Origin of the sequence: Streptomyces sp. NPDC059957 (assembly GCF_042730015.1) — a bacterium.
Taxonomy (GTDB): domain Bacteria; phylum Actinomycetota; class Actinomycetes; order Streptomycetales; family Streptomycetaceae; genus Streptomyces.
This window is the reverse complement of sequence record NZ_JBHWMB010000053.1, coordinates 37522-63526: the sequence shown is the minus strand read 5'-3', so window position 1 is coordinate 63526 and position 26005 is coordinate 37522. Positions and strand designations below refer to the sequence as shown.

17 protein-coding genes and 1 pseudogene are annotated in these 26005 nt (G+C 72.4%); 11 read left to right on the top strand and 7 right to left on the bottom strand.

The features are described from left to right. Window positions 1–15: 15 nt before the first annotated feature. A complete protein-coding gene (locus tag ACFWBW_RS29485) occupies window positions 16–876 on the bottom strand; it encodes an esterase/lipase family protein (protein WP_385378631.1) in 861 nt (286 codons plus the stop codon). 232 nt (window positions 877–1108) lie between these two features. Here ACFWBW_RS29485 and ACFWBW_RS29480 point away from each other — a divergent pair, with 232 nt between their 5' ends. The 3 genes and pseudogenes from ACFWBW_RS29480 to ACFWBW_RS29470 form a co-directional block, all read left to right on the top strand. Next, complete coding sequence (locus ACFWBW_RS29480; protein WP_385378628.1) at window positions 1109–2212, top strand: DUF3533 domain-containing protein; 1104 nt, start codon at window positions 1109–1111, stop codon at window positions 2210–2212. Then, entirely contained in the window at window positions 2209–2874 is a 666-nt protein-coding gene (locus tag ACFWBW_RS29475; protein ID WP_385378625.1) for an acetate uptake transporter, read from the top strand. The genes ACFWBW_RS29480 and ACFWBW_RS29475 overlap by 4 nt, the downstream gene beginning before the upstream one ends. A gap of 553 nt (window positions 2875–3427) precedes the next feature. Beyond that, a pseudogene (locus ACFWBW_RS29470) lies at window positions 3428–3880 on the top strand (AAA family ATPase); the annotation flags it as partial. 151 nt (window positions 3881–4031) lie between these two features. Here ACFWBW_RS29470 and ACFWBW_RS29465 read toward each other — a convergent pair. Continuing rightward, on the bottom strand, window positions 4032–5288 hold the full coding sequence (locus tag ACFWBW_RS29465) for a VWA-like domain-containing protein (RefSeq protein ID WP_385378622.1): 1257 nt from the start codon (window positions 5286–5288) through the stop codon (window positions 4032–4034). Here ACFWBW_RS29465 and ACFWBW_RS29460 point away from each other — a divergent pair. Continuing rightward, the gene (locus ACFWBW_RS29460; RefSeq protein WP_385378619.1) at window positions 5281–5418 is read left to right on the top strand and encodes a hypothetical protein; all 138 of its coding nucleotides are present in this window, start codon (window positions 5281–5283) and stop codon (window positions 5416–5418) included. The two genes, ACFWBW_RS29465 and ACFWBW_RS29460, sit on opposite strands and share 8 nt — an antisense overlap. Here the strand turns inward: ACFWBW_RS29460 and ACFWBW_RS29455 are convergent. The 4 genes from ACFWBW_RS29455 to ACFWBW_RS29440 all read right to left on the bottom strand — a co-directional run bounded on the left by ACFWBW_RS29455 (window position 5402) and on the right by ACFWBW_RS29440 (window position 11476). Continuing rightward, window positions 5402–6697: an AAA family ATPase gene (locus ACFWBW_RS29455; protein ID WP_385378616.1), complete on the bottom strand. Its 1296-nt coding sequence runs from the start codon at window positions 6695–6697 to the stop codon at window positions 5402–5404. The two genes, ACFWBW_RS29460 and ACFWBW_RS29455, sit on opposite strands and share 17 nt — an antisense overlap. Window positions 6698–6752: 55 nt before the next feature. After that, the gene (locus ACFWBW_RS29450; RefSeq protein WP_385378613.1) at window positions 6753–8183 is read right to left on the bottom strand and encodes a hypothetical protein; all 1431 of its coding nucleotides are present in this window, start codon (window positions 8181–8183) and stop codon (window positions 6753–6755) included. 184 nt (window positions 8184–8367) lie between these two features. Beyond that, window positions 8368–10020, bottom strand: a complete 1653-nt coding sequence (locus ACFWBW_RS29445; protein ID WP_385378610.1) for an amidohydrolase — start codon at window positions 10018–10020, stop codon at window positions 8368–8370. 58 nt (window positions 10021–10078) lie between these two features. Next, on the bottom strand, window positions 10079–11476 hold the full coding sequence (locus ACFWBW_RS29440; RefSeq protein ID WP_385378608.1) for a purine-cytosine permease family protein: 1398 nt from the start codon (window positions 11474–11476) through the stop codon (window positions 10079–10081). A gap of 240 nt (window positions 11477–11716) precedes the next feature. Here ACFWBW_RS29440 and ACFWBW_RS29435 point away from each other — a divergent pair, with 240 nt between their 5' ends. Next, on the top strand, window positions 11717–12274 hold the full coding sequence (locus ACFWBW_RS29435; protein WP_385378643.1) for a TetR/AcrR family transcriptional regulator: 558 nt from the start codon (window positions 11717–11719) through the stop codon (window positions 12272–12274). A gap of 170 nt (window positions 12275–12444) precedes the next feature. Here ACFWBW_RS29435 and adhE read toward each other — a convergent pair whose 3' ends face one another. Further along, window positions 12445–15081, bottom strand: a complete 2637-nt coding sequence (gene adhE / locus ACFWBW_RS29430) for a bifunctional acetaldehyde-CoA/alcohol dehydrogenase (protein WP_385378605.1) — start codon at window positions 15079–15081, stop codon at window positions 12445–12447. Between the two features lie 300 nt (window positions 15082–15381). Here adhE and ACFWBW_RS29425 point away from each other — a divergent pair, with 300 nt between their 5' ends. From ACFWBW_RS29425 to fxsT, 6 genes are all read left to right on the top strand, one after another. Beyond that, window positions 15382–16284 carry an alpha/beta fold hydrolase gene (locus tag ACFWBW_RS29425; protein ID WP_385378602.1) on the top strand — a complete coding sequence of 301 codons (903 nt, stop codon included), beginning with the start codon at window positions 15382–15384 and terminating at the stop codon, window positions 16282–16284. Window positions 16285–16840: 556 nt separating this feature from the next. Then, window positions 16841–17005 (top strand): FxSxx-COOH cyclophane-containing RiPP peptide, encoded by a 165-nt coding sequence (fxsA, locus tag ACFWBW_RS29420; protein WP_254384685.1) that lies wholly within the window; start codon window positions 16841–16843, stop codon window positions 17003–17005. 29 nt (window positions 17006–17034) lie between these two features. Then, the gene (gene fxsBH, locus ACFWBW_RS29415; protein ID WP_385378599.1) at window positions 17035–19311 is read left to right on the top strand and encodes a radical SAM/SPASM protein FxsBH, inactivated beta-hydroxylase extension form; all 2277 of its coding nucleotides are present in this window, start codon (window positions 17035–17037) and stop codon (window positions 19309–19311) included. Window positions 19312–19674: 363 nt separating this feature from the next. Continuing rightward, the gene (locus tag ACFWBW_RS29410) at window positions 19675–20409 is read left to right on the top strand and encodes an aminoglycoside N(3)-acetyltransferase (protein ID WP_385378596.1); all 735 of its coding nucleotides are present in this window, start codon (window positions 19675–19677) and stop codon (window positions 20407–20409) included. 43 nt (window positions 20410–20452) lie between these two features. After that, the gene (locus ACFWBW_RS29405) at window positions 20453–21910 is read left to right on the top strand and encodes a TIR-like protein FxsC (protein WP_385378640.1); all 1458 of its coding nucleotides are present in this window, start codon (window positions 20453–20455) and stop codon (window positions 21908–21910) included. Continuing rightward, entirely contained in the window at window positions 21894–25910 is a 4017-nt protein-coding gene (gene fxsT, locus ACFWBW_RS29400; RefSeq protein ID WP_385378593.1) for an FxSxx-COOH system tetratricopeptide repeat protein, read from the top strand. Before ACFWBW_RS29405 ends, fxsT begins: the two co-directional genes overlap by 17 nt. Window positions 25911–26005 lie beyond the last annotated feature (95 nt).

Genomic DNA, 26005 nt, shown 5'->3' with positions numbered 1-26005 from the left:
GGCCGCCCGCCGCCGTCAGGAGAAGACCGACGCGCAGGTGGTCCGCTCGGCGTGCGCCGGGTCGAGGGCGTTGACCGCCTCGTGCCAGGCGATCCGGTCGGTGAGCCCGATGGCCACGTGCTCCGAGAAGTCCACCGCGCACAGGTCCTGGAGCAGCACGTTGCGGACGTTCGGCCCGGTGAGGAACTGGCTCCGGTACGGGGTGACCACCTCGTCGTAGCGGGTGGCGATCACCGTGTACGCGACTCCGGGGACGGTGTCCCCGCCCTCGTTCAGCTTGTTCTGGAAGGGCGATCCGGCGATCTGGTCGGCGAGGCCCGGGGTGGCCGTGCTGATCAGGTCCCCGGCTCCGGGGAAGTACGGGAGGAGCTTGGTGAGGCCGAGCAGGGTCGTCCCGTGGTTGTCGGGGGCGAGTCCGACCAGGGCGTTGACCTTGGCGGCGCCGCCGAGGAACTTCAGGTAGTAGCGCGGCATCATGCCGCCCTGGGAGTGGCCGACGATGTCCGTCTCGGCCGCTCCGGTGGACGCGAGCACCTTGTCGACGAAGACGTCGAGCTGCCCGGCGGACGCCTCGATGGGCCCGAGCCCGTTGAAGAAGGGGACGCCGGGCAGCTGCCCGTAGTCGAGGGAGTAGACGCAGTAGCCCCGGTGGACGAGGTACGGCGCGAAGCCGAGCCAGTTGTCGACGGAGTTCCCGAAGGTTCCGTGGACCAGGACGACGGGCCGGGGGTGGGCGGCGGACGGTTTGCAGGACCAGTTGTTCCAGCCGCTGCTCGGCGCCGAGGCGGCCTGGGCCGCGCCGGTGGGGGCGACGAGTGCGGCGGCGGTCAGGACGAGGACGGCCAGCGGGCGGAGCAGGCGTCTCCAGGGCAGCATCGTGTGATCTCCTTGCGGCTCAAGGGGAATAGCGCGGGATGGCGCGGGAAGTACGTGGGGGTGCATCCCGTGATCCGGATCACAAGGGGGTGCTGCAGCCGCTAAATTACGGGCGAGTAGCAAAACTGGGAAGTTACGCGGCGGTAAAAACTGCGCGGTCCGCTCCGACGGCCGTCATCCGTTCGGCCCTCCCCTGCTGCGTCCGGCGCCCGATAGGCCGAGCGTGTGAGACATGACCCAGTCCACCCACACAGACCCAGGGCAGTCCGGCGGCTTCCTCGCCGAGATCAAGGACGCCGTCACCACCCGGGCCGCTCTCCTGGTCCTGGGCGTACTGGCGCTCCAGCTCGCCTTCATCACCTCGTACGTCGGGGCCTTCCATCACCCCAGGCCCAGCGAGATCCCGATCGCGGTGGCCGCGCCCGCCCAGCCGGTGGCCGAGCAGACGGCGAAACAGCTCTCCGCGCTGCCGGGCAAGCCCCTCGACCCCCGTGCCGTACAGGACGAGGCGACGGCGCTGCGGCAGATCCAGAACCGGGACGTGGACGGCGCGCTGATCGTCGACCCGACCGGCACGACCGACAAGCTGATGGTCGCGAGCGGCGCCGGGGCCTCCCTGTCGCAGGCCCTGGAAGAGGTCGTCGGCCTCGTCGAGAAGACCCAGGGCCGCACCGTCCGCGTCGTGGACGTGGCCCCGGCCGCCGCCGGCGACGGGCGCGGGCTGAGCTCGTTCTACCTGGTCGTGGGCTGGTGCGTGGGCGGCTACCTGTGTGCCGCGATCCTCGCGATCAGCGCGGGCGCCCGGCCCGCGAACGTCCACCGCGCCGTCATCCGGCTCGGCGCGCTGTTCGTGTACGCCGTCGCGGCCGGACTCCTCGGCGCGGTCATCGCGGACCCGATCCTGGGCGCGCTGCCCGGCAGCATCCTGGGCCTGTGGGGGCTCGGCACCCTCGTCGTCTTCGCCGTCGGCGCGATCACCCTGGCCTTCCAGGGCCTCGCGGGCGTGGTCGGAATCGGCCTGGCGATCCTGCTGGTGGTGGTGCTCGGCAACCCGAGCGCCGGCGGCGCCTACCCGTACCCGCTGCTGCCGCCGTTCTGGAAGGCCATCGGCCCGTGGCTGCCGCCGGGCGCGGGCACGTACGCCGGGCGCTCGATCGCGTACTTCAAGGGCAATGACATCACCGGGCCGCTGCTGGTCCTGAGCGGCTGGGCGGTGCTCGGCTCGGCGATCACGCTGGCCTGCGCGGCGGGCCGCAGGGGCAAGGCCGGAGCGGCGGTCGGCAGCGGGCTCCCCGAGGACCCGGACGCCCTGCCGGAGCGGGAAGCCGTGCGATGAACAACCCGGTCCACGTCCGCAACCGCATGGGCCCGGCCGAACAGGCCGTCTCCGTCAAGCGGATGGAGCCCAGCGCGCAGGCGCAGCTGGGCCCCCTCGGCCTCACCGGCTTCATCGTCGTCACCACCATCGCCACCGGCATCGACGCGGGCATCTTCCCCGAGAAGCTCAGCCACTCGGTGCTGCCGCTGGTCGGCTTCTTCATCGGCGGGCTCGCCCAGCTGCTGGCCGGGCTCTTCCAGGCGCAGCGCGGCGACACCTGGCACGCCACCGTCTTCGGCGGCTTCGGGCTGTTCTGGATGTCGAAGGCCCTGCTGCTCCAGTGGGTGTTGCCGGCCACCGATCCGGCGCTGCGCGGGGACGTGAGCGGGCTGTTCGCCCTGCCGTGGGTGTTCGTGGTGTTCGTGCTGTGGATCGGCAGCTGGCGGATCCACCTGGTGCTGCTGTCCACCTTCACGTGCGTGCTGGTGGTCTTCGTCGGGATGACGATCAGCGGGTTCACCGGCTCGGTGGTCTGGGAGCGGATCACCGGCTGGAGCGGGCTGCTGGCCGCGCTCGGAGCCACGTACCTGCTCGCCGGGCAGATCATGGCGAGCACCTGGGGTCGCCAGGTGCTGCCGATGGGCCGTTTCCTCGCCCCCGAGGAGCACCCGGAGACGTGAGCACCGCCCGGCACGGCCACCGCACGGCCACGACGTGATCACGACCCTCGCGGTGGAGAACTACCGCTCCCTGCGCAGGCTCGTCGTACCCCTCGGCCGGCTCACCGTGGTGACGGGCGCCAACGGTACGGGCAAGTCCAGCCTGTACCGGTCGCTGCGGCTGCTGGCCGACTCCGCGCGGGGCGGTGCGATCGCGGCGCTGGCCCGGGAGGGCGGACTGCCCTCCACCCTGTGGGCCGGCCCGGAGAAGACGGGGCGGGCGGTGCGCGAGGGCCGGTACGCGGTCGAGCCGACCGTCCGCTCCGAACCGGTGAGCCTGCGGCTCGGGTTCGCCGGGGACGAGTTCGGCTACGCGGTGGACTTCGGCCATCCCGCGCCGGTCGGCGGCTCGCTCTTCGGCCTCGACCCCGAGATCAAACGCGAGTGCACCTGGGCCGGTCCGGTCCTGCGCCCCGCCGCCCTGCTCTGCGACCGCGCCGGGCCCGCCGTGCGCACCCGGACCGCTGACGGCGGCTGGCACCGCACCCAGGGCGCCTTGCGCCCGTACGACTCCATGCTCAGCGAACTCGCGGACCCGCAGCTGGCCCCCGACCTGCTGGCCCTGCGCGAACTGATCCGCTCCTGGCGGTTCTACGACCACGTCCGCACGGACGCCGACGCGCCGGCCCGCACCCCGCGCGTCGGAACCCGTACGCCGGTACTCGCCGCGGACGGTTCCGACCTGCCGGCCGCGCTCCAGACGATCCGGGAGACCGGCGACCACGCGGCGCTGGACGCCGCCGTCGAGGCGGCCTTCCCGGGCAGCAGCGTGGCGGTCTCCGAACGGGACGGCCGCTTCGAGCTGGAGCTGCACCAGCACGGACTGCTGCGCCCGCTGGGCGCGGCGGAACTCTCCGACGGGACACTGCGCTACCTGCTGTGGACGGCCGCCCTGCTGACCCCGCGCCCGCCCGCCCTGATGGTGCTCAACGAGCCGGAGACCAGCCTCCACCCGGACCTGCTGGGCCCCCTCGCGGACCTGATCCTGACGGTGGCCCGGGACACCCAGACGGTGGTGGTCACGCACGCCGCCCCGCTGGCGGACCCCTGGACGAACCCCTCTGGTACTGGCCGAAGCGGTAGCCGCCGGACCGACGGATCGCCCGACCGCCGCCCGGCTAGCCGATGTGCACCACGCGCGCCCAGTCGGGCGGCGCGTCGGGGACGTAGTCGCGGTCCTCGTCCCACGAGCGCCTGCCCCCCTCCCGGGGGAACAGCCCCACCACCGTCCGGCACGGCGGGCGCGAGCTCGGCCAGGGCGTCTGCCCGTCGGTCAGGACCACGATCACGTCCGGCCGGGGCGCCGAGCGCAGCGCCGTGGCGAAGCCCGTGCGCAGATCCGTACCGCCGCCGCCCAGCAGCGGGATCCCCTCGGCGCGGCACAGTGGGTGGGCGATCCGGGCCGAGGCGTCGCACGGCACCACGGTGACCAGGTCCCGGCGGCCGCCCACCGCGCGGGAGATGGCGGCGACTTCCAGGAGCGCGCTGCCCAGTTCGGCGTCGCTGACGGACCCGGAGGTGTCGATGACCACGCTGACCCGGGGCGGCCGGCGCCGCAGGCTCGGCAGCACGGCACCCGGCACCCCGGCCGAACGCCGCGACGGCCGGCTGTAGGCGTAGTCGTCGCCCGCGCCGGATCCGGAGGTGGCCGACCGGACGGCCGCCCCCAGCAACTCCCGCCAGGACTGCGGCGGGTGGAACACCTCCTCCGCCCAGCGCTTCCAGCCCCTCGAGGCGTTGCCCGGCCGGCCCGTGATGCCCTGCGCCACTCGGAACCGGACCGCGTCGCGTTCCTGCTCGCTCAGGCCGTGCACGCCGTCGGCGCCGTCCGCGCCGAGGTCCCACTCCCGTTCCAGGCCGTCGGCGCCGCTGCCGCAGTCCAGCCAGGCCATGTGCTGCGTGTGCGGCCCGAGCCCGAACTGCGTCAGGTACTCCTCCATGAGCTCGCCCTCCGGCAGCCCCACGGCCTCCGGCTGGACAGCGCTCTCGGGCCGGACCAGCCCGTCCCCGTACGCGTCGTCGTTGATCTCGAAGTCGGCCGCGATGTTCATCCGCAGCCGCTCCCCCGGGCCGGTCAGGCCGTGCTCCCTCGCGGCTCGGTCCCCGCGTCCGTGGTGGTCGCGCAGCAGGTGGGAGGCCTCGTGGACCCAGACCGAGGCCAGTTCCTCCACGGGGGTGCGGTCCACGAAGCCGGGCGAGACGTAGCACCGCCAGTGGCGGTCGACGGCCATCGTCGGGACCCGGCGCGATTCCACGACGTGCAGGGCGAACAGCGCCGTGGCCAGGTACGGGCGCACCCGGACGGCGTGCAGCCGGGCGGCGTAGAGCTTGTCCAGGTCCAGCGTCGGGGGCGCTCCGGGCGTCGCGGTGGTCACGGGCGTCGCGGTGGTCGCAGGCGCTCCGGGCGTCACGGTCGCCGCGGGCGTCGCCGGCTTCGCGGTGGTCGCCGGCTTCGCGGTGGTCGTGGGCGTTACGGGCCGCACGGCCGTCACCGGCCCGCCTTGACGGGCACGCCCGACCGGGCAGCCGCCCGGTCGGCACGCCGGGACAGGGCCACGGCCCCGGCGAGCCGGTCGATCGCGGCCGGGACCTCCCAGTCCTCGCGGCGCAGCGCGGCCAGCGTGCTCGCGGGGACGACCACCAGGTCCGGTGCGCCGTTCTCCAGCGCCCGGGCCAGCAGCGCCCACGCCGCGTCCCAGCGGGACTTCTCCGGGCGCCCCCGCACCGCCTCGACCACACCGTCGAGGACGGCTTGGCGCAGGTCCCCGCGCTCGGGCAGCACGGCGGCCGCCGGGTCGGCGAGCAGCATCTCGGGGTCCGGGAGGTCCATCCGGTCCAGGCTCGCCAGGAGTTCCAGCCCGGGTCCGTCTCCGACGGTTCCCCTGACCAGCAGGGAGAGCACTTCCCGGGAGGAGCCGGCCGCGGTCGCGAAGGCGATCAGGCAGAGGGTCATCTCCCAGCTCCGGGGAGAGGGCCAGGGACCGCCCCGGCGGGTTTCGCCGGAGGGCAGCTGGTGGACGAGCTTGGGCCGGGCGGCGAGCAGCCCGCACACCGCGCGGCGGGCGAAGTCCACGGCTTCCGGAAGCCGTTCGGGGTCGAGCCGGGGCAGGGTGGCGCGGGGCCAGGTCCCGCCGAGGCCGCGCACCACCACCTCGTGGTCGTGCGTCCACTGGAGGTGGACGAAGCGGTTGGCCAGGGGCGGGCTCAGCTCCCAGCCGTCGGCGGCGGAGGCCCGCGGATTGGCGGCGGCCACGATCCGGACCTCGGGCGGCAGCCGCAGCGCGCCGATCCGCCGCTCCAGCACGAGGCGGAGCAGGGCCGCCTGCACGGCCGGCGGCGCGGTGGACAGCTCGTCGAGGAACAGCAGCCCCCGGCCGGCCCGCACCAGGCGCACGGCCCAGTCCGGCGGGGCCATCGGTACTCCCTGCTCGGCGGGGTCGTCCCCGACGATGGGCAGGCCGGAGAAGTCCGACGGCTCGTGCACGCTGGCGATGACGGTGGTCAGCGGGAGGTCCAGCGACGTGGCGAGCTGGGTCAGGGCCGCGGTCTTGCCGATGCCCGGCTCACCCCACAGGAGAACGGGCAGGTCTGCGGCCACGGCCAGGGTCAGGGCCTCCAGTTGGATGTCGGGCCGCGCTTCGGTCGTCGTATCGCGCAGCAGGGCCAGCAGCCCTGCGGCGACGTCGAGTTGGGCGGGGCCGACGGGAGCGGCGGTGCCGACGGGAGCGGACGGAGCGGACGGGACGGACAGGCCGGACGGGACCGACGGGGCATGAGAACGCATGCGGAATCACCTTTGGATGTCTGGTGGGACGTGTGGGCGGGGCGGGGAGCCCCGGTCAGCGGCGGGTCACGTGCCGCGGGTGCGAGCGCTCGGTGCGGCGCGGACGGGGAGAGCGGTAGCCGGTGTGGGCACGGACGGCGGCCGGTTCGGCCAGGCCCGCCCGGAACAGCCCGTAGGTGATCCGCCGGAGCGCGGCCGCCTCCAGCTCGTCCCGCAAGGGGCCGTCGCGCAGCAGCGCTCCGGGACCGAGCAGCCCCTCTACGACGGCCAGGGCGCCGGCGGTGTCGCCGTGGTCGAGGCGTTCGCGGACGCCGGAGAGGGAGTCGGGGCGGCGGTGCGCCTCGTCGATGGCCCGCAGGCAGGGCAGCGGCGTACCGGTCAGCGCGACCAGCAGCTCCTCGCGGCGGATCTCCGCCGGGTCGTGGTCCAGCGGGACCAGTACCCCGTCGACCAGGCCGATCCGGTGCCGGGCACCCCGGCAGTCCACCAGGCGGGCTTCCCCCGCCCGGTCCGCGGCTTCGACTTCGGCCCCGGCGGGCCCGGACGGCGACCGGTCCGGGACGAGGGCCCGCGCGACCAGCGGGTGCAGCCGGCCGGCGCCGATCGCCCCGGTGCGGAGCAGCTCCAGGTCGGGCAGCACCCAGGTCGCCGCATCGGGCAGCACGGGCGGGGCGGGAGCGCCCGCCTCCGCGGGCCCGGCTGCGGAGATCCAGCCGCCTCCGTCGCCGCGCGGGTGCACGTACAGCCGGTGCCGGGCTCCGAGCCGCACGGTGACCGGGCCGCCGGAGCGTCCCTCGGCGCGGAGCACGAACTCCGCCTCGGCCGCCCACCGGTCGACGGCGCAGCGGGGCACCACGGGCAGCGGTCCCGGCAGGCCGGGATCCACCGCGGGGCCCGTGTCGCCGGGCTGCCGGTCGGCCCCGGACCTGGAGCGGAGCTCGCCGCTGCGGCGGGCGTCCCACAGGTGGCGGTGCAGGTCGAGGCGGAACCGCGGATGGGGGTGCGGATGGGGATGCGGACCGGCCCCCGGCGGGCGGCGGGCGGCGTCCTCGGAGCGGGACGCGTCCCACAGGGCGAGGCTGATCCGCTGTCCGTACTCCGCCCAGGCCGGCGGGGTACGGACCACGAGGTGCAGCGGACGTGCACCGCCGGGCCCCGCGTCCCCGTACCGGGCCAGGGCGATGGTCAGCCCGGGGCGCAGCAGTCCGTCCGGGGCGATCCTCGGCAGGTGCCAGCGCAGCAGGTCCGGTGCCAGGTGGCGCAGGTCGGCCCGGATCCGGGCCGCGAGTTCGCGGCCGTGGGTGCGCGCCAGGGCGCGCAGGTCGAAGTCCACGTCGACGGCCGCGGCGGCGCACGCCCCCGCCCAGTCACCTGCGGAGCGACGGGCGGTCGCGGTCTCGATCATGGACGGCGGCACGGCGAACTCGCGCACGCGCAGCCAGAAGGAAGGGCGGGAAGAAGTCCCGTTCGCGGTCGGAGTGAGCATCAGCACTCACCTTGCGCGGACAGGACCCCCGATCTGTGTGTACGGAAGGTCGTCATCGCGGCGAGACTAACGCCCCGCCCCAACGGCCCGCCAGGCATTTCTCCACCGGGGGCCGGCTCGGCCCGACGGAGCGAGCAGCGCCTCCATACGGTCCCCCGGGGTCCGCGGCGAAAGTTCCGCCGGCCTACCCGGCCCGGTGGACCACTTCTCCCGCGACCACCACCGTTTCGGCCACCGTCCCGGGGATCTGCTCCGGGGCCACCGCGAGGATGTCCCGGGACAGGATCACGAAGTCGGCCGCCTTGCCGACCGTGAGGGAACCCCGGTCCTCCTCGAGGAAGTTGGCGTACGCGGAACCCATCGTGTAGCCGTACACCGCCGTCCGGGCGTCCACCGTCTCCTGTTCCTGCCACGGGTCGCCGCCGTCCAGCGGGCGCCGGGTCAGCGCCGTGTAGATGCCGACCATCGGGTCCATCTCGGCGACGTTCCAGTCGCTGGAGAAGGCCAGGACCGCGCCCGCCTCGGCGAGGCTGCGCATGGGCCACGCCTTGTGCCAGCGGTCCTCCCCGACGTTCTCCGCCCAGTCCTGGCCCGGACCGGCGATCTCCGGCGCGCAGTGCCGGGGCTGCATGCAGGCCACCACGCCGAGCTGCGCGAAGCGCGGTACGTCCGCGGGGTCCAGGCATTCCACGTGCACCACCTGGTGGCGGGCGTCGCGCGGGCCGTTCACCGCCCGTGCGTGCTCGACGGCGTCGAGGACGGTACGGATGCCCCGGTCGCCCGTGGCGTGGACGAAGCACTGGAACCCGCGCGCGTCCAGCCGGGCGAGGAGCCCGGCGAACTCCTCCGCCGGGTAGAAGGTCTCGCCCCGGTGCGACCCGCAGCCGGTGTACGGCTCGAGCAGCGCGGCCGTGCGCGGCTCCACCACGTCGTCGATGTAGAGCTTGAGGGGACCGACCCGGAAGCGGTCACCCGCGTGCACCTTGGCCGCCGCCTCGAAGAGGTCGAGGTCCTCCTCGGTGGTCCCGCGCGGGTGGAACAGTGCGGCGACGATCCGCGAGCGCAGCCGGCCCTCGGCGCGTGCCCGGTCGTACAGTTCCAGGTCGTCGAGGGAGTTCTGCGGCTCGACGACGGTGGTGATGCCGAAGCCGATCGCGTCGTCGAGGCTCTTGGCGAGGCGCCCGTACTGGCGGTCCGGGGAGGCCCACGGCACGCCCAGGTCGCGCAGGGCGCGGTGGCCGTCGCGGGACAGCCCCTTGATGGCGAAGTCCTTGACGAACCCGGTGGGTTCACCGGTCGCGGGGTCCACGGCGGCCGTGCCGAAGGGCAGGTCGGTACGGTCCTTCGCAACTCCGAGCCGGTGCATCGCGGCCGTGTTCAGCCAGGCCGTGTGGACGTCGTACGAGAGCACGATCGCGGGGGTGTCCCCGGTGACCGGGTCCAGGTCGGCGGCGGTGGGCATGCGGCCGCCGGGGATGGCGGAGTAGTCGAAGGCCTCGGCCTCGATCCACTCGGCGCCGGGGTTGGCCTCCCGCCATGCGCCGATCCGGTCGAGGATCGCTTCGAGCGTCCGCACCCCGGCGAGCTGCACGCACGCGTCGTCGGAGCCGAGCCGGACGTGGTTGTGGGCGTCGATGAATCCCGGCAGCACGAGCCGTCCGCCCGCGTCGATCCGCTCGGTGTCCGGGCCCGCCCAGTCGGCGGCCTCGGCGTCGGGGCCCACCCAGACGATCCGGCCGCCCCGCACGGCGAGGGCTTCGGCCTCGGGCAGCTCGGGGTCCACGGTGTGGATGCGGGCTCCGGTGAGGAGCAGGTCGGCGGGGGCGGAGTGTGACATGGGGTGGTGCTCCTGTGCAGAGGGGGTACGGGCGAGCGGGGAGGTGCCGGAGGGGCCCTCAGGCGGCCGGGGCGTAGGCGGGCACCCGGCGGACGAGGGCCCAGTACGTGAGCCCGGAGACCACCGAGCCGAGCAGGGTGAGGTCGGCGCCCCCGAGCGGGGCCACGAGCGGCCCGGTCCACAGCTCGGAATCGCAGGTCAGGGCGGCGAAGACCATGCCGGCGAGCAGGGCGGTCATGCCGGCGGGGTGGTATCCGGAGCGGTACCAGTAGGCACCGCGGCTCCCGGCGTGCAGCGCGTCGGAGTCGTAGCGGCAGCGGCGCAGCAGCATGTCGGCGAGGAAGACGCCGCCCCAGGGGGCGAACACGATGATCAGCAGCGAGAGGAAGGACAGCAGCGAGGTGGTGAAGTCGGTGAGGAAGAGGGCGGCGAGCGACCCGGCGGCGGTCACGGCGGCGCTGACCACGATGGCCCGGGCGCGGCTCCACGGGATGCCGAGGACCTGGAGGTTCAGGCTGGAGGAGTAGAGCGTGATGATCGAGTTGGTGACGGAGCCGCCCAGGACCAGGGCCAGGAACAGCGGCTGGAACCAGCCGGGCAGCAGGCTCTCGGCCCCGGCGACGGCGTCGGTCATGTCGGTCTGGGTGGCGGCGGCCACGCCGGCGATCCCGAGGGCGACGGAGGAGAGGAACCCGCCGAGCGCGCCCATCCAGGTGATCGACTTCAGCGAGGTGGTCCGGGGCAGGTAGCGGGTGTAGTCGGAGGGCATCGGCAGGTACGAGAACGGCCCGGCGAGCATCACGACGAAGGCCAGGCTCCAGCCGGACAGGCCCGGGGCCAGGGCGTCGGCCGGGGCGGTGGTCTCGGCGCCGGGCAGGACGAAGACCAGCAGGGCGCCGAAGCCGACGGCCAGGACGTAGGCCATCCAGCGCTCTGCGAACTGCACGGTGGCGTGGCCCCACATCGCGACGGCGAAGGTGAGCGCGAGGGTGATGCCGAGCGCGAGGGCCCGGATCAGGGTGCCTTCGCCCAGGCCGACCTCGGCGAAGAAGACCTCCAGGGCCAGGGTGCCCACGACGGTGTTGACGATGGTGTAGCCGATGCTCACCACCCAGTTGAGGACGCCCGCCGGCCAGTTGCCCCGTACGCCGAAGGCGGCCCGGGAGATGACCAGGGTGGCGGTGCCGGTGCGGATGCCGCTGAGGCCGGCGGCGCTGATCGCGAAGAAGGCCAGCCCGCTGATCACGACCACGGCGGTGGCCTGCCAGAAGCTGAGGCCGAAGGCGACGGCGAGGGCTCCGTTGATCATGTAGGTGAAGGTCAGGTTGGAACCGAACCAGAGCCAGAAGAGGTCCTTGGCCCCGCCGTGGCGCTCGGCGTCGGGGATGGGGTCGATGCCGTGCGTCTCGACTCTGAAGACCTCGTCGACGGCGGCCGTCGTCTCCTGGTGTGCCATGCGTCTGCCCCTGACCTTCGGCGGTGAACGTGAACCACGAACCGTGAACCGTGAACAGACCTTGAACGGCGTTCTAAGTTCTTGAATGGCATTCAAGATGCGCTCCCGACCCGGACCCCGTCAAGACCCTGTCCGGGATAAGGTCGGCCCACGAAGATCGGGAAGGCGGCACGGGTGGCAGGAGCGGCGGGAGCGGCGGGAGCGGCACGGCGGCGCGACGGGCAGATCGCCCAGGAACGCATGCTGGAAGAGGCCATGACGGCGATCGCCGAGGACGGGCTGGCCACGCTCACCATGTCCGCGCTCGCCGAACGGCTCGGCACCAGCGGCGGCCACATCCTGTACTACTTCGGCAGCAAGGACCGGCTGCTGCTGGCCGCCCTGCGCTGGAGCGAGCAGCAGCTGACCGCGGAGCGCACCGAGATGCTGGGCCGCCGGACCACCGCCCACCGCAAGCTCGCGCTCTTCCTGGAGCTCTACCTGCCCCGCGGCCCCCGCGATCCGCGCTGGACGCTCTGGATCGAGCTGTGGGCCCGCATCCCCTCGAACGAGCCGCTGCGCGCCGCCCAGCAGGAGATCGACGACGGCTGGCAGCAGGACCTGGAGGCGCTCCTCGCCAAGGGGGTGGAACAGGGCCGCTTCGCCGCCGGCCTGGACGTCCCCGCCCGCGCCTCCGAGCTGCTGGCACTGCTGGACGGACTGAGCACCCGGGTGGTCCTGGGCGAGCGCGGCGCGGACCGGGCCACCTCCCTGGAGCGCGCCCGCTCCGCGGCGGCCCTGCTGGTCCCGCACACCTGAGCCCCGCGCCCCGGAGCCGTCCGGACATGTGGAAAGCCCGCCCGGGCCTTAGCGTCCCGGGCGGGCTTTTCCGCTCCTTGGCGGAGGTTCTCAGGAAGAAGAAGGGCTGCTTCTCCTTGGCGGCTGCTTCTCCTTGGCGGCTGCTTCCTTGGCGGCTGCTTCCTTGGCGGCTACTTCTTCTTGGCTGCGGCCTTCTTGACCGGGGCGCCCTCGGCGTTGCCGTAGTACGCCTGGCGCATGAGCTGCTTCAGGTCGTCGATCATCGGCATCCGCGGGTTGGCGGGGGCGCACTGGTCGGCGTAGGCGTTCATGGCCTGGGTCGGCAGGGCCTCGATGAAGGCCTGCTCGTCCACGCCCTCCTCGGCGAAGGAGGAGGTGATCCCGCACTTGCTGCGGAGCTCCTCGACGGCCTTGGCGTAGGACTCGACGCCCTCGGCTGCCGTGGCGGCCGGCAGGCCCAGCATCTTCGCGATCTCCTGGAAGCGCTCCGGCGCCCGGTAGACCTCGGCCTTGGGCCACGGGGTGGCCTTGTGGGTGACCGTGCCGTTGTGGCGGATCACGTGCGGCAGGAGCAGCGCGTTGGTGCGGCCGTGGGCGACGTGGAAGGTGTTGCCCAGGGTGTGCGCCATGGCGTGGACCATGCCCAGGAAGGCGTTGGCGAAGGCCATGCCCGCCACCGTGGAGGCGTTGTGCATCTTCTCGCGGGCCTCGGGGTCGTTGGGACCGTCGACCACGCAGCGCTGCAGGTTCTCGAAGACGAGCTTGATGGCCTGGAGGCACAGACCGTCGGTGTAGTCGTTCGAGTACGCGGAGACGTAGGCCTCGGTGGCGTGCGTCAGGGCGTCGAAGCCGGAGTCGGCGGTCACCTTGGGCGGGAGGCCCATCGGCAGCATCGGGTCGACGATGGCGACGTTCGGGGTCAGCGCGTAGTCGGCGAGCGGGTACTTCTGGGCCGCGGCCGGGTCGGAGATGACGGCGAACGGGGTGACCTCGGAGCCGGTGCCCGAGGTGGTCGGGATGGCGACCATCTTGGCCTTCTCGCCGAGCGAGGGGAACTTGTAGGCGCGCTTGCGGACGTCGAAGAACTTCTCCTTCGTGTCGGCGAACTCCACCTCCGGGCGCTCGTACATCAGCCACATGATCTTCGCGGCGTCCATCGGCGAGCCGCCGCCGAGGCCGATGATCGTGTCGGGCTTGAAGTCGCGCATCATCGCGGCTCCGGCCTGGACGGTTGCGAGCTCCGGGTTGGGCTCGACGTTGTCGATGATCTGGATCGACACGGCACCCTCGCGGGCCTGCAGGATGTCGACGACCTTCTGCACGAAGCCGATGGAGACCATCGTCTTGTCGGTGACGATCGAGACCCGGCTGATGCCGTCCATCTCACCGAGGTAGCGGATGGAGTTGCGCTCGAAGTAGATCTTCGGCGGGACCTTGAACCACTGCATGTTGGTGTTGCGCCGTCCGATCCGCTTGACGTTGATCAGGTTGACCGCGGTGACGTTGTTCGACACCGAGTTGTGTCCGTACGAGCCGCAGCCCAGGGTGAGCGAGGGGAGGAAGGCGTTGTAGACGTCGCCGATGCCGCCGAAGGTGGAGGGCGAGTTGGCGATGACGCGGATCGCCTTGACCTTCCTGCCGAACTCCTCGACGAGCTCCTCGTCCTCGGCGTGGATGGCGGCGCTGTGGCCCAGACCGTGGAACTCGACCATCGCGGCGGCCAGTTCGAGGCCGTGCTCGGTGTCGGAGGCCTTCAGGGCGGCCAGGATCGGGGACAGCTTCTCGCGGGTCAGCGGCTCGTTCTCGCCGACCTCGTTGCACTCCGCGAGGAGGATCGAGGCCTCGGCGGGGACGGTGAAGCCGGCCTGCTCGGCGATCCACTGCGGGGACTTGCCGACGACCGCCGGGTTCAGCTTGGCGCCGTTGGCGTCGGCCGCGTAGGCGGTGGTGCCGAAGACGAACTGCTCCAGCTTGGTCTTCTCCGCGGCGGAGACCACGTGGGCGCCGAGCCGCTTGAACTCGGCGAGGCCCGCTTCGTAGATCTCGGCGTCGAGGATCACGGCCTGCTCGGAGGCGCAGATCATGCCGTTGTCGAAGGCCTTGGAGAGCACGATGTCGTGGATCGCGCGGCCGAGCTTGGCGCTCTTGTGGACGTACGCCGGGACGTTGCCCGCGCCGACGCCCAGGGCCGGCTTGCCGCACGAGTAGGCGGCCTTGACCATGGCGTTTCCGCCGGTCGCGAGGATGGTGGAGACGCCCGGGTGGTTCATGAGGGCGCCGGTGGCCTCCATGGAGGGGGCGGTGACCCACTGGACGCAGTCGGCGGGCGCGCCGGCGGCGACGGCGGCGTCGCGGACGATGCGGGCGGCCTCGGCCGAGCAGTTCTGCGCGGAGGGGTGGAAGGCGAAGATGATCGGGTTGCGGGTCTTCAGGGCGATCAGGGCCTTGAAGATCGTGGTGGAGGTCGGGTTGGTCACCGGGGTCATCGCGCAGACGACGCCGACGGGCTCGGCGATCTCCGTGATGCCGTTCAGCTCGTCGCGGCGGATGACGCCGGCGGTCTTGAGCCCGCGCATCGAGTTCACGACGTGCTCGCAGGCGAAGAGGTTCTTGACGGCCTTGTCCTCGAAGAGGCCGCGACCGGTCTCCTCGACCGCCAGCTGGGCGAGCTCGCCGTGCTGGCTCAGCGCGGCCAGCGAGGCCTTCTTGACGATGTGGTCGACCTGCTCCTGGTTGAACGACGAGAACTGGTCGAGCGCCGTGAGCGCCCCCTGGACCAGTCCATCCACCATCTCGTTCGCCTGCATGGCAGGAACTCCTTCATTTCGACTCAACCTGAACCGCTTTCCTGATGACTCAATTCGACACCCAAAAGCGGAAGCCGTGCTGCCGAAAAAGCCCTTTCCCGACGGGCCGAAGGGCCGTTCACACCCGTTCACCCCCTCTCCAACACCCATCTGACCTGCGCAAACACCTCGGGACCTAAGACCCCTGTGCGCTTGTGAAAACTTTCACAAGAATTTCTCGGGAAGTGCGCCCTACCGCGCTCCTCCCCCAGCGAGCACAATCACCGTGACGAGTCGCGTCGACCGTGAGGGAGGGAGCGCGTGCGCAGTCAGGTGCGCGTCGCGGACGGACGGAATCTGACGGTGGAGCGCTGGGGCGACCCGGACGGCAAACCCGTTTTCCTGCTCCACGGCATGCCCGGCAGCCGACTGGGCCCCGCCCCCCGGGGCATGGTCCTCTACCAGCGCCGCATGCAGCTCATCGCCTACGACCGGCCCGGCTACGGGGGCTCCGACCGCCACCCGGGCCGCACCGTCGCCGACGTGGCCGCCGAGGTGGCCGCGGTCGCCGACTCCCTGGGCCTGGACAGCTTCGCCGTGGCCGGCCGCTCCGGCGGCGCCCCCGGCGCGCTGGCCTGCGCCGCCCTGCTCCCCGACCGGGTCACCCGGACCGCGGCCCTGGTCCCCCTCGCCCCCCGGGACGCGGAGGACCTCGACTGGTTCGAGGGGATGACCGCCTCGAACGTCACGGCCTACTCCACCGCCGGCCGGGACCCCGAGGAACTGGCCGCCCGGCTGATCCCCCGCGCGGCGGGCATCGCGGCCGATCCCGGGCAGCTGCTGGACGAGCTGCGCCGGGAGCTCACCGAGAGCGACCGCCTGGTCGTCTCGGACGCGGGACTGCGCGCGATGCTGCTGCGGAACTACCGCGAGGGGGTCCGCACCTCCGCCTACGGCTGGATCGACGACATCCTCGCCTTCAGCACCCCCTGGGGGTTCGACCCCGCCGACATCCGCTGTCCGGTGATGATCTGGCACGGCGGGCTCGACGAGTTCTCCCCCGTGGGCCACTCCCGCTGGCTGGGCCGGCGCATCCCCGGAGCCACCACCACCATCGACCCGGCCGCCGCTCACTTCGGTGCGCTGCACGCGCTGCCCGACGTACTGACGTGGCTGCTCAGGGAGCTGCCGGCGCCACCCGTGAACGAGCAGCAGCCGGCCTAGGGCCGGACCCGCGGGGCCGGCCGTCTGGGTCGGGCCCGCGAAGCCGGGCCTGCGGGGCCGCCAACTCGGCAGTGCCGCAGACCGGCTTGCCGCCATCGGATTCCCAACTCCGCACGCGCGTGCCGAAGTACGCCATCAGGACGTGCGGCGATGCCGGTGCGAGCGGGCTCGCGATCGCTGCCGGGCCCGCTCGCACCCGCGGACGAGCCGGCCCTCCCGATCGGGGCCGGGAACACCACCCCGCCGGCACCGCCGGTCCGGGGTGACGACCGGGGCGGCCCACGGTGGGCCGCGCCCGGCCGCGACAGGCCGCGACAGGCCGTCAAATGGAAAGGATCTTGCCGTAAGGCAAACGGGCGAATACCTGCCCCGGGCGAATTCGATCATGTTTACCACCGACCCCCGATCGGCCCTGCACAGGACATCACTCTGTAGCAACGACCTGGGCAGTTCGGCACGCCGATCAGTGGCCGGGGAGGTAAAGTCCGCGCCAGACACTGGCTCCTCGCCAATGTCAACCCCTCCCATTCCCCATGACCTCCCCGAGGACGGCGTCATGAACACCTCCGCAACCCACCCGGCCAGCACCGTCACGGCCACCCGCGTCCCGCTCGACCGGATCGATGTCCGCGGTGCGCGCGCCGCCGCGACCCTGGGCCGCGTCCTCCCGACGGAATCCGGCCGAAAGGTTCAGACGCCCATCTTCAACTCTGCACTCTGACCACCAAATCAGCGCTCTAGACTGGTGGAATGACCGGCCTGATCGCTTTTCGCGAGATCGTCCTGAAAGTTCACAGCAGATGCGATCTCGCTTGTGACCATTGCTATGTCTACGAACACGCAGATCAGAGCTGGCGCGCCCGGCCCAAAGTGATCTCCCCCGAGGTGATTGCACAGACCGCGTCGCGTCTCGCAGAACACGCAAGGGCACACGCACTCCCCTCCGTCACGGTCATCCTTCACGGAGGGGAACCGCTTCTCGCGGGCACCGCCCGCATCCGGCTCGTGTGCGAGGAATTCACCCGCGCCCTCGACGGCGTCGCCGCCCTCGACCTGCGCATGCACACCAACGGCCTGCAGCTCAGCCCCCGTTACCTGGACCTCTTCGCGGAGTTCGGCGTCAGCGTCAGCGTCTCCCTCGACGGGGACCGCGCGGCCAACGACCGCCACCGGCGCTTCGCCGACGGACGCACCAGCCACCCCCTGGTCCTGGCCGCCGTGGACCTGCTGCGCACCGAGCCCTACCGCCACCTCTACCAGGGTCTGCTCTGCACCATCGACGTGGCCAACGACCCCGTGGCCGTCCTCGACGCCCTGGTCGAACTGGCCCCGCCGCGCGTGGACTTCCTGCTCCCGCACGCCACCTGGCAGACGCCCCCGGTCCGCCCCGACGAGGCCCCCGACGCCTACGCGCGCTGGCTGCTGCGGATCTTCGACCACTGGGAGCAGCGCGGGCGCCCGGTCCCCGTGCGGCTCTTCGACTCGCTGTTCTCCACCCTGGCCGGCGGCCCCAGCCTCACCGAGTCCCTCGGCCTCGCGCCCACCGATCTCGTGGTCGTGGAAACCGACGGGAACCTGGAACAGGTCGACTCCCTGAAGAGCGCCTTCGAGGGAGCCGCCGCCACCGGGTTCAACGTCTTCGACCACGCCTTCGACCTGGTCGCGGCCCATCCCGGGGTCCGCGCCCGGCAACTGGGCCTGGCCGGCGTCAGCGATACGTGCCGCCGGTGCCCCGTCGTACGTTCGTGCGGAGGCGGCCTCTACACGCACCGATACAAGGCCGCCCCGGACGCGCAAGCCGCGGGGGACTTCGACAACCCCTCCGTCTACTGCACCGACCTGCGCGAGCTCGTCGACGGTGTGGAGGGCCGTACGAGTGCCCGCGCGAGCGCGCCGGAGCTGTCCGACCCGGCCGAGCTGGCCGGCTCCCAGGAGCAGCTCACCAGGGACCTGCTCGCCCTCCTGAACGACCGCCGCACGGGTGACGGCGACTGGGAGCGGGCCTGGCGGGTGCTGGGCGCCGTGGAGCGGGCCGGGCAGGCCGGTGCGGACGCGCTGGACGCCGTACTGGCCCACCCCTTCACCCGGACCTGGGTCATGGCCTGCCTCGACCCCGCCGCGCAGGGCCGCCCCGATGCCCCGCGGGCGGCCCGCCTGCTGACCGCGCTGGCCGCCGCAGCCGTCCTGCGCGGCGGGCTCGACCTGCCCGCCGAGGTCGTCTACCGGGACGGCGAGGTGTACCTGCCGACGCTCGGCCTGCTGCGCCTGGGCGAGCCCGGCACCGAGGGCCGGGCCACGCTGCACGCCGCCGCCGGCGGGCGGTACGCCGTCCGCGAGGAGGGCCGCCCCGAGCACCGCTTCGGGCCGGCGGCGGGTGACGCGCGCTGGCAGCCCGTACGCACCTGGTCGCCGGGGCCGGACGCGGCCCCGGTGGCGCTGGAGGACCTGGATCCGCACCGCAATTGCTTCGCCCGCCCGCCCCGGCTGCGGCTCGGTGCCGCGGAGGCCGGGGAGTGGCGGGAGCGCCTCGACGCGGCATGGGCGCTGCTGCACGCCTCGGTGCCCGAGTTCGCGCGGGCGGCGGCCACCGGGCTGACCACCCTGACCCCGCTCGCGGGCGGCCCCCGGGCGGGCGGCTGGGGAGAGGCCGGGCGGCACGGTCCCGGCGCGCTCGGAGTGCCGTACGCGGCGGGGGTGGCGGAGACCGCGCTCGCGCTGCTGACCGGGCGCCGGCGGGCCGGGCTCCAGGCGCTGACCGAGGTGGCCGACCTGTACGCGCTGGACGGGGAGTGGCAGCACCCCTCGCCGTGGCGGGAACGCCCGGTCCCGGTGTCGCGGCTGCTGGCCGACGTCCACGAGCGGGTGGCCGTGGAGGCCTACCGGCGGGCGACCGCCGCCGCGGAGCCGGGCGGGCTGGACCGGATCAGCCGGGCGCTGGACCGCCTGTCGGGGGCGGCGGAGCTGACGAGCACCGGCAAGCGGCTCGTGGAGCAGCTCCGCTGGGAAGTCAACTTGACCCGGCCCTAAAAGGCCCAGCCTTGCAGGTAGGGCGCGACTGGCTGCCGCGTGGACTCCCGCGTCCGGAACCGGCTTGCGCCGTTTCTGGGGCGGTTGACTGCGCCCCGCTACCCACGCCCCGGGGGGTGGGAGTTGCCGAGACTCGCCTATGGGCGAGCCAAATCTGTGTTGAGCTGGTCCTGGCGGCAAAACCGTGTCCCCACCGGCGTGTGGTTCGTGCCTTCGCGCTCGCAGCCCTTGAGTAAGTGTAGCCATACAGCGGCGCGTCAGGGTCAAAGTTCGGAAGGCGGTGGACGCATGACCCTCCCATCGAACTCCGGGGCCGCCGGCCCCGTCCACGCACTCGGCGTACGCCCCGGCACGCGCCTCCTGGTGCACGCCTCGCTCGGCGGCACCGGCCTGCGCGCCGACGAGCTGCTGGGCGCCCTCCTCGCCGCCGTGGGCCCGCGCGGCACGCTCGTGGCGCCGGCCTTCACCCCGCAGAACTCCAAGACCTCCACCGCGCACCTGGCGCGGATCGCGGGCCTCTCCGAGGAGGGCGTACGGGAGTTCCGCGCGAGGATGCCCGCCTTCGACCCGGCGCACACCCCGAGCCACGGCATGGGCGTCCTCGCCGAGGCGGTGCGCACCGCCCCGGGAGCGGCGCGCAGCGGGCATCCGCAGACCTCTTTCGCCGCGGTCGGGGAAGGAGCGCGGGAACTGTGCGCGGAACATCCGCTGACCAGCCATTTGGGCGAGGAATCACCCCTGGGAAAGATGTGCGGGAAGGGATGGGAGGTACTCATGATCAATGTGGGGTTTTCCGTCTGTACCGCTTTCCATCTCGCGGAGTATCGAATTCCGAAGCCCCCCTTGCGCATGTACGAGTGTGTGGTGAAGGTGAACCAACCGGGCCTTCCGGGGCGGCAGCCCGAACGGTCCGAGGGGGAAGGGTGGACCGCGTACGAGGACATCGCGCTGGATGACAGCGATTTCGCCGAGATCGGCAGGGCGTTCCCGGAAGAAGGGATTCGCCGGGGGCGGATCGGCGGAGCATCGACCATGCTCTTCGCCCTTCCGCATGCCGTCGATCACGCGATGGAATGGATGACCGAAAACAGACGCTGATTGACTGAACGATGAGGGGATGTGGCGGAGCAGCTCCGGAATGATGTTTCTTCGCTCGCATCTTCGGGACGGGGGTCGTGTGCCCGCATCAGTGCAGCCGTACTTTTTTCTCAGTTATGCGCATACACCGAGGTTCGGGGCGGGAGGACCGGACCCGGACATGTGGGTGGAGCGGCTTTTCCGCGATCTCTGCAGCCATGTCATGGCGCTGACGAATCTGCCCGCGGGAGCCGAGGCCGGCTTCATGGACCGGGAGATACGCAGCGGTGAGGGCTGGTCGGAACGGCTCGGGGCGGCGCTCGCCACCTGCCGGGTCTTCGTCCCCCTGTTCTCGCCGCGCTACTTCGCCAGCGAAATGTGCGGCAAGGAGTGGTTCGCCTTCGCTCAGCGCACCATCCACCACGTGGCGCTCAGCAACCAGCCGGCCGAGGCCATCGTGCCCGCGTTATGGGTGCCGGTGCCGCCCTCCCAACTACCGCTTCCCGCAGAGCGCTTGCAGTTCAACCACAACACCTTCGGCGAGCGGTACGTCACCGACGGGCTGTACGGACTGATCAAACTGCGGGGCTACGCCGAGCAGTACGAGAGCGCGGTGTACGAACTCGCCAAACGGATCGTCCGGGTCGCCGAGACCGTCCGGCTCGATCCCATCCGGCCCCTCGACTACCGGCTGGTGCCCAGCGCCTTCGGCTCCGCGAACGGCACCCCCGCCAGCACCACCCGCACCCTGCACGTCACCGTGGCAGCCGCTTCCCGGCACGATCTGCCCGAGGGCCGCAGCCCCGAGTACTACGGGGACAGCGCGCTGGACTGGAACCCGTACCACCCGGTCTCCCAGCGGCCCATCGCCTACGTGGCCGAGGACCTGGTCCGCAACCTCAACTACCAGACGACGTTGGGATCGTTCGACGACGAAGCCGGGCACTTCGACTCCAAGCAGCCGCCGACCCGGCCCGAGATCCTCATCGTGGACCGCTGGGCGGTCCAGGACGAGCAGCGCCGCCAGCGCCTGGCCGCCTTCGACCAGGAGTCCCGGCCGTGGATCAACGTGGTCGTGCCGTGGAACCGGTACGACCACCAGAGCCGCGCGAAGGAGAGCGAGTTGGCCCACCGGCTCGAGGACACCATGCCCGTCAAGATGAGCCAGGGCCGGGCCGCCTGCCGGGCCGCCGCCAACGGCGTGGCCAACATGGAGACGCTCGGGCAGATCCTGCCGCAGGTGGTGGAGGCCGCCGCCCAGCAGTTCCTCAGACACGCCCAGGTCTATCCGCCGGCCGGCAGCCCCGCGGCCGGCACCGAACGGCCCCGGCTGCTCGGGCCGATGGGGATGAACGGGCCTCCGGCCCCACCGCCCGCCCCCTTCCCGCCCACCGTGGGCGACACGGGCGACGGGCGCGGCGGGCTCGGCCGGTCCGGCGGGTCCGGCGGGTCTGGCGGGTCCGGCGGGCACGACAACAACACCGACAACGACCGGGGGGACGCGGATGACATCGAGTCGTGACAGCCAGAGCCATGACAGCGGGCACGGCGGCGGTGACGAGCACCGCGAGGGGCGCATCGTCACCTTCTACTCGTACAAGGGCGGCACGGGCCGCACGATGGCGCTGGCCAACACCGCCTGGATCCTCGCCGCCAACGGCAAGCGGGTCCTCGCCGTGGACTGGGACCTGGAGGCTCCCGGCCTGCACCGCTTCTTCCACCCGTTCCTGGACCCCTCCACCCTCGGCGCCACCACCGGTGTCATCGACCTGATCAGCGAGTACGCGTGGGCGGCCACCAGCCCGGTGCAGCGCGCCGACGACTGGCACAAGGACTACGCCCGGATCCAGCCGCACGCCGTCTCGCTCACCCCCGAGACCCTCGGCTGGGAGTTCCCCGACGGCGGGACCCTCGACTTCGTCTCGGCGGGCCGGCAGAACCGCGAGTACTCGGCGACCGTCTCGACCTTCGACTGGGACAACTTCTACGACCGCCTCGGCGGCGGCCTCTTCTTCGACGCCTTACGGGCGGACATGAAGCGGAACTACGACTACGTCCTGATCGACAGCCGCACCGGCCTCTCCGACATAGCCGACATCTGCACGGTCCACCTGCCCGACGTCCTGGTCGACTGCTTCACCCTGTCCGACCAGTCCATCGACGGCGCGGCCTCCGTGGCCCGGCAGATCGACGAGCGGTTCAACGACCGCGGCATCAAGATCTACCCGGTCCCGATGCGCATCGACGAGGGCGAGAAGGAGAAGGCCGACGCCGGCCGCGCCCTGGCCCGGATCAAGTTCGACCGCTTCCCCAACGGCCTGATCGGGGACGACCTCACCTCCTACTGGGGAGCGGTGGAGATCCCGTACCGCCCCTACTACGCCTACGAGGAGACCCTGGCCACCTTCGGGGACGAGGCCGGGCTCACCAACTCCCTGCTCTCCGCCTTCGAACGGCTCACCGCCGTCGTCACCGAGGGCGACGTCACCTCGATGCCGGCCATCGGCGAGGAGGTGCGCCTGCGCATCCGGGACGCCTTCACCCGCCGCCGCCCCGCCCTGCCCGCGGACCTCTTCCTCTCCTACGTCGCCGAGAACCGCATGTGGGCCGACTGGATCGAATCGGTGCTCACCCGGGCCGGCTTCCGCGTCGTCCCACGGGACGTCTCCGCCGAACGGGTCCCGGCCACCGCCGGCGGGGACACCCTGGGCGGTACCGGGATCAGCGTGGACACCGCCGCGCGGACCGTGGTGCTGCTCTCCAGCGCCTACCTCAAGTCCGCCCGCGCGGTGGACGTGTGGGAGCGGGCCGCAGCCGAGGACCCGACCGGGGGCCGGCGCCAGCTGGTGCCGCTGCGGGTGGGCGACGTACGCCTGTCCACCCCGTACATCGACCGCAATCCGGTGGACCTGTTCCGCCTCGACGAGGTGCACGCCACGACCGCGCTGCTGCGCGCCGTGGAACGGCCGATGGCGCTGCCCGACACCGTCGCCAGCGCCTCCGCGCCGGGCCCCCGCTTCCCGGGGACGGTACCGAAGATCTGGAACGCGCCGCCCCGCAACCCCGGTTTCACCGGCCGCTCCATCGTGCTGGAGCGGATGCGCGACCAGCTCGGCGGCGGCATATCCGTGGTGCTGCCGCAGCCGCAGACCCTGTTCGGGCTCGGCGGCGTCGGCAAGACCCAGGTGGCGCTGGAGTACGTCCACCGCTTCATGGCCGACTACGACCTGGTCTGGTGGATCTCCGCCGAGCAGACCGACGACGTGGTCGCCGCCCTCGCGGAACTGGCCGTACGCCTGGGCGCGCAGACCGGCGAGGACATGTCGGCCGCCTCCCAGGAGGCGATCGACCTGCTGCGGCGCGGGGTTCCCTCCTCGCGCTGGCTGCTGGTCTTCGACAACGCCGACGATCCCGAGACGCTCAAGCGGTACTTCCCGCCGGGCGGCCCGGGACACGTGCTGGTCACCTCCCGCAACCAGTCCTGGTCCCAGTACGGCGACGCCCTCCCGGTGGACGTGTTCCTGCGCGAGGAGTCCATCGAGCACCTCCAGCGCCGGGCCCCCGGGCTGAGCAAGGACGACGCCGAGCAGGTGGCGATCGCCGTCGGTGACCTCCCGCTGGCCGTCGAGCAGGCGGGCGCCTGGATCGCGGAGACCGCGACCCCGGTGTCCGCGTACATCGAGCAGCTGGCCCAGCAGGCCGCCCGCGTGCTGGCGCTGAACCAGCCGCCCGGCTACCCGGAGCCGGTGGCCGCCACCTGGAACGTCTCCATAGAGCGGCTGCAGTCCCGCTCCCCCGCGGCCGTGCGGCTGCTCCAGCTGTGCGCCTTCTTCGCGCCCGAGCCGATCTCGGCGAACCTGCTCTACAGCAAGGAGATGATCGACGCCCTCAAGCCGTACGACTCCTCCCTCCAGGAGAAGCTCGTCCTGGGCCGCGTCATCCGGGAGATCGGCCGCTTCGCGCTCGCCAAGGTCGACCAGGTCAGCAACAGCATCCAGGTGCACCGCCTGGTGCAGGCCGTGATCCGGGCGCAGCTTTCCGAGGAGGAGCAGCGCGAGGCCCGGCACGCGGTGCACCGGATCCTGGCGGGTGCCCGGCCGGACGACGACGAGCCGATAGACAACCCGGAGACCTGGCCGCGGTTCAACACCATCTGGCCGCACCTGACCCCGTCGGAGGCGCGGTTCTGCAAGGAGCCGGAGACCCGCCGGCTGCTGATCGACCGCGTGCGGTACCTCTGGAAGCGCGGCGACTTCAAGGCCGCGTACGCACTGGGCGAGGAGCTGCGCGAGACCTGGCGCGAGACCCTGGGCGGCGACGACCTCCAGTACCTGTACCTGCGCTTCCACCTCTCCAACATCCTGCGCTCGCAGGGCCGGTTCGTGGAGGCGATGGAGCTCGACGAGGGCACGCTGGAGCGCCAGCAGGCGGCGCTGGGCGTCTCGCACCCGCACACGTACATGACCACCAGCGGTCTGGCCATGGACCTGGGGGCGCTGGGCCGCTACGGCGAGGCGATGGAGCTGGCCAACGCCGCGCACGAGGGCTTCGGGCAGATCTTCCACGAGGCCCACCCGCGCACCCTGGCCGCCGCGAACAACCTGGCGCTGAACCTGCGCATGATCGGGCAGTACGCGCGGGCCAGGGAGATCGACCAGGAGGTCTTCGACCGGCGCACCGAGGTGCTGGGCACGGACCACCCGTACACCCTGTCCTCGGCGCAGAACCTGGCACGCGACCTGCGCGAGGTCGGCCGGTACGACGACTCGGTGCAGTTGCTGAGCCGGACGTACGAGATCTACAAGCGGACCCTGGGGCGGGCCTTCCCCGGCACGCTGTCGGCGGCCAAGAACCTGGCCGTCTCGCTGCGCAGGGCGGGCGACGTGGAGGACGCGCTGCGGCTGACGACCGCGACCCGCAACCGGTACCGGGCCAAGTACACCTCCGTCAATCCCGACCTCCTGGCCTGCGAACTCAACCTGGCCGCGGACCTGTTCGCGACCGGGGACCCGGGCGGGGCGCGGGACCTGGCCCAGGAGGTGGTGGACGAGTACGTCAAGGTGCCGGGCGAGCGGCATCCGTACACCCTGGCCGCGGTCAACAACCTCGCGGTGTTCCACTGGGGCACGGGGGCGGCGGAGACCGCCGAGTCGATGCTGCGCCAGACCATCCACCACATGCGCGAGGTGCTGGGCGACAACCACCCGCACACCATCTTCGCCAACCTCAACCTGGCCAACGCCCGTGCAGACCTGGGCGATCCGGAGGGCGCCCTGGAGCTGGAGCGGCTCGCGGTGATGCGGCTGCGCGAGGCGCTGGGCGTACACCACCCGGAGACCCTGGCGAGCGCCTCCAACATGGCGGTCAGCCTGGACATGATGGGCCGCAAGGAGGAGGCGAACCGGGTCCGCGCCGAGACGGTGGCCGAGCTGACGCGGCTGCTCGGTGAGGACCACGGGCTGACGCGGTACGCCCGCGACGAGCGCCGGGTCCACCGGGACCTGGAGCCGCTGGCTGTGTGATCCGCGGGGGCGGGGGGCCCCCCGAGGCACCCCCCCCCCCCCCCCCCCCCCCCCCCCGACCAAAAACACAAAAAAAACCAAACAGAGGGGGGGCT